Origin of the sequence: Vibrio sp. V19_P1S1T109 (genome assembly GCF_002241375.1) — a bacterium.
In the GTDB taxonomy this organism is placed as follows: Bacteria; Pseudomonadota; Gammaproteobacteria; order Enterobacterales; family Vibrionaceae; genus Vibrio; species Vibrio anguillarum.
Map to the genome: position 1 here is coordinate 1 of NZ_NDIM01000306.1, position 8444 is coordinate 8444.

At 43.3% G+C, this 8444-nt stretch carries 7 protein-coding genes, 1 tRNA gene and 2 rRNA genes; 5 read left to right on the forward strand and 5 right to left on the reverse strand.

Annotated elements, in window-relative coordinates:
* Nucleotides 1-154 precede the first annotated feature (154 nt).
* Complete coding sequence (locus tag B9J87_RS14770) at nucleotides 155-1201, reverse strand: MJ1255/VC2487 family glycosyltransferase (RefSeq protein ID WP_170889510.1); 1047 nt, start codon at nucleotides 1199-1201, stop codon at nucleotides 155-157.
* Nucleotides 1198-1731, reverse strand: a complete 534-nt coding sequence (locus B9J87_RS14775; protein ID WP_017048684.1) for a phosphatase PAP2 family protein — start codon at nucleotides 1729-1731, stop codon at nucleotides 1198-1200. The genes B9J87_RS14770 and B9J87_RS14775 overlap by 4 nt, the downstream gene beginning before the upstream one ends.
* A 459-nt stretch (nucleotides 1732-2190) precedes the next feature.
* Between B9J87_RS14775 and leuA the strand changes: the two genes are divergently transcribed.
* From leuA to B9J87_RS14800, 5 genes are all read left to right on the forward strand, one after another.
* Complete coding sequence (gene leuA, locus B9J87_RS14780) at nucleotides 2191-3738, forward strand: 2-isopropylmalate synthase (protein WP_013856011.1); 1548 nt, start codon at nucleotides 2191-2193, stop codon at nucleotides 3736-3738.
* Nucleotides 3739-3811: 73 nt separating this feature from the next.
* Entirely contained in the window at nucleotides 3812-4903 is a 1092-nt protein-coding gene (gene leuB / locus B9J87_RS14785; RefSeq protein WP_094151516.1) for a 3-isopropylmalate dehydrogenase, read from the forward strand.
* A gap of 59 nt (nucleotides 4904-4962) precedes the next feature.
* Nucleotides 4963-6384: a 3-isopropylmalate dehydratase large subunit gene (gene leuC, locus B9J87_RS14790; protein WP_094151518.1), complete on the forward strand. Its 1422-nt coding sequence runs from the start codon at nucleotides 4963-4965 to the stop codon at nucleotides 6382-6384.
* Between the two features lie 14 nt (nucleotides 6385-6398).
* Nucleotides 6399-7001 (forward strand): 3-isopropylmalate dehydratase small subunit, encoded by a 603-nt coding sequence (gene leuD, locus B9J87_RS14795; protein ID WP_017042706.1) that lies wholly within the window; start codon nucleotides 6399-6401, stop codon nucleotides 6999-7001.
* Between the two features lie 112 nt (nucleotides 7002-7113).
* Nucleotides 7114-7899, forward strand: coding sequence for a DUF547 domain-containing protein (locus B9J87_RS14800; protein ID WP_094151520.1), 786 nt, complete (start codon nucleotides 7114-7116; stop codon nucleotides 7897-7899).
* A 40-nt stretch (nucleotides 7900-7939) separates the two neighbouring features.
* Here the strand turns inward: B9J87_RS14800 and rrf (B9J87_RS14805) are convergent.
* The 3 genes from rrf (B9J87_RS14805) to rrf (B9J87_RS14815) all read right to left on the reverse strand — a co-directional run bounded on the left by rrf (B9J87_RS14805) (nucleotide 7940) and on the right by rrf (B9J87_RS14815) (nucleotide 8345).
* Nucleotides 7940-8055 (reverse strand): 5S ribosomal RNA (gene rrf, locus B9J87_RS14805).
* A 31-nt stretch (nucleotides 8056-8086) separates the two neighbouring features.
* Nucleotides 8087-8162, reverse strand: a tRNA-Thr gene (locus B9J87_RS14810).
* Nucleotides 8163-8229: 67 nt separating this feature from the next.
* Nucleotides 8230-8345: ribosomal RNA gene (gene rrf / locus B9J87_RS14815) — 5S ribosomal RNA — on the reverse strand.
* Nucleotides 8346-8444 lie beyond the last annotated feature (99 nt).

An 8444-nucleotide genomic window follows, 5' to 3' on the forward strand; every position in this document is an offset into this window, starting at 1 on the left:
TATCAGTACGATGTATTTTTATAAAAAACCATAAAACAGAAAAATTTATGCATTTTATTCAAAACATTGAATCAAGTGATGAATAACAAGCCTTCACCTTGATACATTCACCAAATAAATTAATTACGTCAAAATTCAAAGCATTTCGTCAATATTAGCTAAATGACACATAACTAGGGAAATCAACCTGTCGCCATAAAGACTGGCTCAGCTCTTTATGATTATCCCATTTGCCATTTTGTACCCATTCAACCAAGGCTTTCGCTACATTAGGATAGACAACGCGCTCGACCTGTTTTTCATCCAACCAACGGCGTAACTCCGACGGGTCCAAAAACTCCATAGATGCAGCAAGCCCGAGATTCTCAAGAGTGGCAACGTTACTTTGCTGCTCAAATTGACCCGATAGTGGCTTAAGTAGCAGCTTTTTACCCAATGAAAGTGCTTCTGATGGTAATTCAAAGCCACCATTAGCAATCACGCCATCGCAGCAATGCAAGTGATATTGAAAATGGGTATGACATAAGGGACGCAGCTCAACATTTTCAACGGATTGCGCTTCCATTAAGGAAGGGTGATAACAAATAAATGCTTGATTTGAAAAACGAAAAAGCAACTCAAGAATATCATCAACATGCTCAAATGGAAGATAGACCAAAATGAAATGCTCGTTAGACGTATGCTGCTCTGAACGATAGATAATCGGAGGAAGGATCGGTTGATCAAAATGATACCAATGTAAACCGACGTGGTAGTTGGCAGGCGCAAACTGTTGAATAATCTGTTTATCCAGCCAACTTGCCCCTTTCAAAGGCACATTATAACGAAATGCATTTTGATGACTTATCCCAATACACGGAATACCTTGCTGTTTAGCCGCCCATGCCGATACTGGTTCAAAGTCATTAATGACCAAATCATACGGAGACAAATCGAGGTTTTTTGTCTCACTCACGAAAGTCAGCAAATTATTATTCAGCGCCGTTTTAACGTAATTTACGTGTCCCTGTTCAGTTTCAAAAGTAAAACCGCGCCGAGTTTGGTAATCACCGAAACTTTCCATCGAAAAGTATTTCTCTTTTTCACGTCCAGAAAAGAGAAATTGCACATCAATTTTGGCTTCTTTCAACGCTTCACTCATCACTCGTGAACGAGCAATATGGCCATTTCCGGTGCCTTGGACACCATACAGAATTTTCAAAAGCCTCTCTCCACCAACCACAAAGCAAATCTTGCGCTGCTTACACCAAGCAGCGCGCCAATCACGATATCCGTCAAGAAGTGAACCCCAAGTAGGATGCGAGATACGCCAATTAAGCCAGCCCAAACCAAGACAAAAGCATCGCTATGAGGATAGAAGTGGCCAATTAATGTCGCCATAACAAACCCTGCAGCCGTATGACCAGAGGGCAAACTATAGCGATCCGAAGGGGTAATAAAGGCAATGAATGAAGGAGAAAACTCTTCAGGGCGACGACGCTGAAAGCTATTTTTCAATCCCCAATAAATAGGGAGTTCAATCGCGAAAGCGGCCAGTCCAGCCATTAAGAATAGGTGGCCATTAAGCGGGTCTAAATACCAAGCTAAAGCACCAATCAACGCGTACAAATGCCCATCCCCAGTATGGGAAATAGCTTTGCTGATCTGCGCTACAGGCTGATTAAAACGATGCTGTAAACAAAATAGCGAAAACGCTACGTCAAACTTAACAATTTGTCCGATGGCACGCATGAGCGACTCCTGTCATTCCATAAACCTCTTACGCTCTAAACGTAGAAGTTTAAAATGACAAATACGTGACTGTTTGTTGGAGAATGAATGAATTTAACCGATGACAAACGTTCTTGCGTGAAAACATTCCGTGCTACAAAAAGTGATCCTCTCTGCCAATTCTGCTCATTTTTACCGCTTTTGACTAAAACTGATCCGATATGAATAAAAAAACAACTTAATGGTTGACGAGTTAAGTCGAGTACGGTACTAATTTGTTAACTTAATCTTGTGGAATGTTACGAATGACTATCCGTTTTTCTATCCTGCTGGGCCTGCTCCTTATCGTGAACCATTCGCGCGGGTAGGTTGTGGAAGAAAAACACCACACAAGATGACAAGAGCCCGCACTGAGATGCGGGTTTTTTTATAACTATATTTAGGAAGTAAACGATTAACCATCGGTGCAAGGGAGCAAACATGAATAATCAAGTCATTATATTCGACACCACATTACGTGATGGCGAACAAGCTTTGTCAGCAAGCTTAACCGTTAAAGAAAAACTGCAGATTGCTTACGCATTAGAGCGCCTTGGTGTTGATGTTATTGAAGCAGGTTTTCCAGTTTCCTCCCCAGGTGATTTTGAATCGGTCAAAACGATTGCCAAACACATTAAAAACAGCCGCGTCTGCGCGCTTTCTCGCGCGGTAGCAAAAGATATTGATGCAGCGGCCGAAGCTCTGAAAGTCGCCGATGCTTTTCGTATCCATACGTTTATTTCAACCTCAACCATTCATGTGCAAGATAAATTGCGCCGCAGTTATGATGATGTGCTCGAGATGGCAGTCAGTGCGGTGAAACACGCCCGTAACTACACCGATGACGTCGAATTTTCCTGTGAAGATGCGGGCCGAACGCCCATTGATAATCTCTGTAGAATGGTCGAAGCCGCAATTAATGCCGGAGCTAAGACCATCAATATTCCAGACACGGTCGGTTATACTGTTCCTAGCGAATTTGGTGGCATTATTCAGATGCTGTTTGAGCGAGTCCCTAACATAGATAAAGCCATTATTTCCGTTCATTGCCACGATGACTTGGGAATGTCAGTCGCAAACTCGATTGCCGCTGTACAGGCTGGCGCAAGGCAAATAGAAGGCACCATCAACGGTATTGGTGAGCGCGCTGGTAACTGTTCACTGGAAGAGATCGCGATGATCATCAAAACTCGTCAAGAATTCCTCGGCGTACATACTGGTTTAAAGCATGATGAGATCCACCGCACCAGTAAGTTGGTTAGCCAACTGTGCAATATGCCGATTCAAAGTAACAAAGCGATTGTCGGTGCCAACGCATTTAGCCACTCGTCAGGCATTCATCAAGATGGCATGTTGAAAAACAAAAACACTTACGAAATCATGACTCCAGAGTCAATTGGCCTAAAAAACCAAGCGCTGAACTTAACGAGCCGCAGTGGCCGCGCCGCAGTAAAAAGCCATATGGATAGCATGGGTTACAATGAAAACGAATACAACCTCAATGCCTTGTATGAAGATTTCTTAAAATTGGCAGATCGTAAAGGCCAAGTGTTTGACTATGACTTAGAAGCGTTGATGCACTTTTCAAATCTGCGTGATGAAGACGATTTCTACAAATTGAACTATTTGAGTGTTCAATCAGGCAGTGTTATGGCGACCACCAGTATTAAATTGCTTTGTGGTGATGAAGAAAAATGTGAAGCTGCCGTTGGTAATGGCCCTGTCGATGCGCTTTACCAATGTATTTACCGTCTAACTGGCTATGAGATCGTATTGGATAAATTTGACCTTACCGCCAAGGGCGAAGGTGAAGATGGACTCGGGCAAGCCGATATTATTGCCAACTACAAAGGGCGAAAATATCACGGTACAGGCGTCTCTACGGATATTGTCGAAGCATCAGGACAAGCCTTGTTGCACGTGATCAATAGCATTCATCGTGCCGATCAAATTGCAGAAATTAAACAAAAGAAAGTGGCAACCGTTTAACGTACCTAGATTAGAGCTTTCAATCTTTAGAGCTCACTGGGGCAAGCAAATATAAAAATAGTAAAGGACTAACATGACAGACAAAACATACAAAGTTGCCGTTCTTGCAGGTGATGGTATCGGCCCAGAAGTAATGCTACAAGCACACAAGGTATTGGATGCGATTGAAAAAAAACATGCTATCCGGTTTGCCAGAGAAGAACATGATGTCGGCGGGATTGCGATTGATAACCACGGTTGCCCGCTACCTGAAAGCACCATTAAAGGATGTGAAGAGGCAGACGCCGTATTGTTTGGTTCCGTAGGAGGCCCTAAATGGGAGCACTTACCACCCAACGACCAACCAGAACGCGGTGCACTCCTACCGCTTCGCAAACATTTTCAACTGTTTTGTAACTTGCGTCCTGCTCAAATTCATTCCGGCTTAGAAAGCTTTTCTCCTTTACGATCCGATATCTCCGATCGCGGCTTCGATATTGTGGTTGTTCGGGAATTGACTGGTGGTATTTATTTTGGTCAACCCAAAGGACGCGAAGGAGAAGGGGCAAATGAAAAAGCATTTGATACCGAAGTTTACCACCGCTACGAAATCGAACGCATTGCAAAAATAGCGTTTGAATCCGCACGATTACGTCGTAAAAAAGTATGCTCAGTCGATAAAGCGAACGTACTACAAAGTTCTATCTTATGGCGTGAGGTCGTGGAAGAGATCGCAAAAGATTATCCAGACGTCGAGCTTTCACACATTTATATCGATAATGCCACTATGCAGCTCATTAAAGATCCCTCTCAATTTGATGTCATGCTGTGCTCTAATATTTTTGGTGACATCATTTCCGATGAATGCGCCATGATCACAGGCTCAATGGGCATGCTACCTTCCGCTAGCCTTAATGAAAGCAATTTCGGTCTCTATGAGCCTGCGGGTGGTTCGGCACCTGATATCGCAGGAAAGAACATTGCTAACCCAGTAGCACAAATTCTTTCCGCCGCTTTAATGCTACGTTATAGCTTAGGCGAAGAAAGTGCCGCTCAAGATATCGAAAATGCCGTATCAAAAGCGCTTACCGCAGGCGAACTCACCGCAGATCTTGCCAGTGGTAAAGCGGCACTTTCAACCTCTGAAATGGGCGATAAAATTGCCAGCTATATTTTAAACTCATAATTAGTAGGACTAGGCTCGCCTAGTCCTTTATAAAGCTCAAAGAGCTCAAGGAAGAAGCAATGTCGCAAGCAAAAACCTTATACGAAAAAATTTATGATGCCCACATTGCGGTATCAGCTGAAGGGGAAACCCCCATCCTTTATATCGATCGTCATCTCGTTCATGAAGTGACATCACCGCAAGCATTTGATGGTTTACGCGAAAAGGGACGTAAAGTTCGTCAGACGAGTAAAACATTCGCTACCATGGACCACAACGTTTCAACCACCACAAAAGACATTAATGCCTCGGGTGAGATGGCTCGAATCCAAATGGAAACACTGTCAAAGAACTGTGCTGAGTTTGGCGTAACACTCTACGACTTAAATCATAAATACCAAGGCATCGTTCATGTCATGGGGCCAGAATTAGGTATTACTCTTCCCGGCATGACCATTGTCTGCGGTGACTCACACACAGCAACACATGGCGCATTTGGCTCGTTAGCGTTTGGCATCGGTACGTCAGAAGTCGAGCACGTACTTGCAACCCAAACATTGAAACAAGCTCGCGCTAAAACGATGAAAATCGAGGTGATAGGCAAAGTCGCTCTAGGCATCACTGCTAAAGATATCGTGCTAGCCATTATAGGTAAAACAACGGCGGCCGGTGGTACAGGCTATGTCGTTGAATTTTGTGGTGAAGCGATTACCGACCTTTCAATGGAAGGTCGTATGACGGTGTGCAATATGGCGATTGAGCTTGGAGCAAAAGCCGGTCTTATCGCCCCTGATCAGACTACTTTCGACTACATTAAAGGTCGCAAATTTTCTCCTCAAGGAAGCGATTTAGAAGCCGCCATTGAGTACTGGGCAACGCTAAAAACCGATGATAATGCCAAATTCGATGCAGTCGTTACCCTAAATGCCGCGGACATCAAACCACAAGTAACGTGGGGCACAAACCCAGGGCAAGTAATTGCTGTCGACGAAACTATTCCATCTCCTGATAGCTTTAGTGATCCTGTCGAAAAAGCATCAGCAGAAAAAGCACTGGCGTATATGGGACTGGAAGCAGGTAAATCCTTGTCAGACTATAAAGTGGATAAAGTCTTTGTCGGTTCTTGCACAAACTCTCGCATTGAAGATATGCGAGCAGCAGCTCAAGTCGCGAAAGGTAAAAAAGTCGCACCACATGTTCAAGCATTGATTGTTCCAGGTTCAGAGCAAGTTAAGGCGCAAGCGGAAGCGGAAGGCTTGGATAAAATATTTATTGAAGCGGGTTTTGAATGGCGCTTGCCGGGCTGTTCAATGTGCTTGGCTATGAACAATGACAGGCTCGGTGCAGGTGAACGCTGTGCATCAACATCCAACCGCAATTTTGAAGGCCGCCAAGGTCGAGATGGCCGCACACATTTAGTCAGTCCTGCAATGGCCGCCGCCGCCGCCATCGCTGGACACTTTGTCGATATCCGTAATATTCATTCTTCAACACTCAACTAAACAGGGGATCACCAATGTCAGGTTTTAAACAGCACACAGGTTTGGTCGTTCCTCTTGATGCAGCGAACGTCGATACAGATGCCATTATCCCTAAGCAATTTTTACAGAAAGTAAATCGCACTGGTTTTGGCAAACACCTTTTTCATGATTGGCGTTTTCTAGATGATGCAGGTCAACAACCTAATCCAAATTTTGTCATGAATAAACCTCGCTATGAAGGAGCGAGCATTCTACTTGCTCGTGAAAACTTTGGGTGTGGTTCTTCACGAGAACATGCCCCTTGGGCTTTAGCGGATTACGGCATCAAAGCCATGATTGCACCCAGTTTTGCGGATATTTTTTATGGTAACTCAATCAATAACCAAATGGTTCCAGTCCGTCTTACAGAGCAAGAAGTTGATGAAATATTCCAATTTGTTGAAGGAAATGAAGGGGCTCAACTAACTGTAGATCTTGAACGAATGGAAGTTAAAGCCAATGGAAAAACATACTCATTTGAAATTGATGAATTTCGTCGCCATTGCTTACTTAATGGATTAGACAATATCGGTTTGACGCTACAGCACGAAGATAAAATCGCTGATTATGAAACAAAAATTCCTAGCTTTTTGAAATAGCGAGTATCGATTTAATTTCCAGAGGTTGGTGTAGATGCACCAACCTTTTATTTTATCTGAAATTTATCAATCCCTACCTAGGTCATATAACCTATGAGATGAGAGGTAAACGATGAAATATCTATTAACGCTATGTTTGACACTCGGGTCAACGAATGTATTTTCTGCTCCTAAATCACAACTATGGGATTATTGGAACTCTAGTAATGAAGAAAATACACAAGCCATTTCACATCAAATTTGGCAGACAACACTTGATACTTATCTAATCCAAGAAAATCACAACAACCTCTTCGATTATCAAAGGGTCAACTCAAAAAATAAAGAGCAATTAGAGCTCTATATTTCACAATTATCAGCCCTTGATCCAAGAGAGTATGCAAAGCTGGAACAATATGCTTACTGGGTCAACTTATATAATGCCTTAACAGTTAACTTAATCGTCGATCATTATCCAATACCATCCATCACTAAACTGGGAGGATTTTTCTCATTTGGCCCTTGGGAACAAAAGATCATTACCATCAATCAAAAAGAGCTGACTCTCAATGATATTGAACATCGAATTTTAAGACCCATTTGGAAAGATCCTCGAACCCATTATGCGGTCAACTGCGCAAGCCTTGGCTGCCCAAACTTACAAAAGCAGGCTTTCACAGCAGAAAATACTGAATTATTACTGGAGAAATCAGCCACTGAGTTTATCAATAGCGAAAAAGGAGTAAAGGTCACCAATGATAAATGGGTTCTGTCTTCTATTTATGACTGGTTTGCTGAAGATTTTGGAACGAAACAGCAATTATTTGAGCACTTAGTGCAGTACAACAAGGCACTAAAAAGCGAGAAAAAGAGTATCAGCTATCACTATGATTGGACATTGAATGATACGAATAGATAGAAAAAAACCTCAGCATTTCTGCTGAGGTTTCGTAATTCAGACCTGGCGATGTCCTACTCTCACATGGGGAGACCCCACACTACCATCGGCGCTGTTGTGTTTCACTTCTGAGTTCGGCATGGGTTCAGGTGGGTCCACAACGCTATGGTCGCCAAGCAAATTCTTTTAGCTTACAGAGCTATAAAACTGGTGCTGATACCCAGAATCGAACTGGGGGCCTCATCCTTACCAAGGATGCGCTCTACCGACTGAGCCATATCAGCACACTGTATCTTGTGTCACAAGTGACTAAAAAGCCCGCTCTTACAAACGGGCTCTTATAAATTCAAAGCCTGGCGATGTCCTACTCTCACATGGGGAGACCCCACACTACCATCGGCGCTGTTGTGTTTCACTTCTGAGTTCGGCATGGAGTCAGGTGGGTCCACAACGCTATGGTCGCCAAGCAAATTTCTTAATTCGGAAAGCTGTTTCGTTCTCACTCACACATTCAATGTTCTTCCATTGAGTCCACAAAACCCCTTCGGTGTTGTATGGTTAAGCCT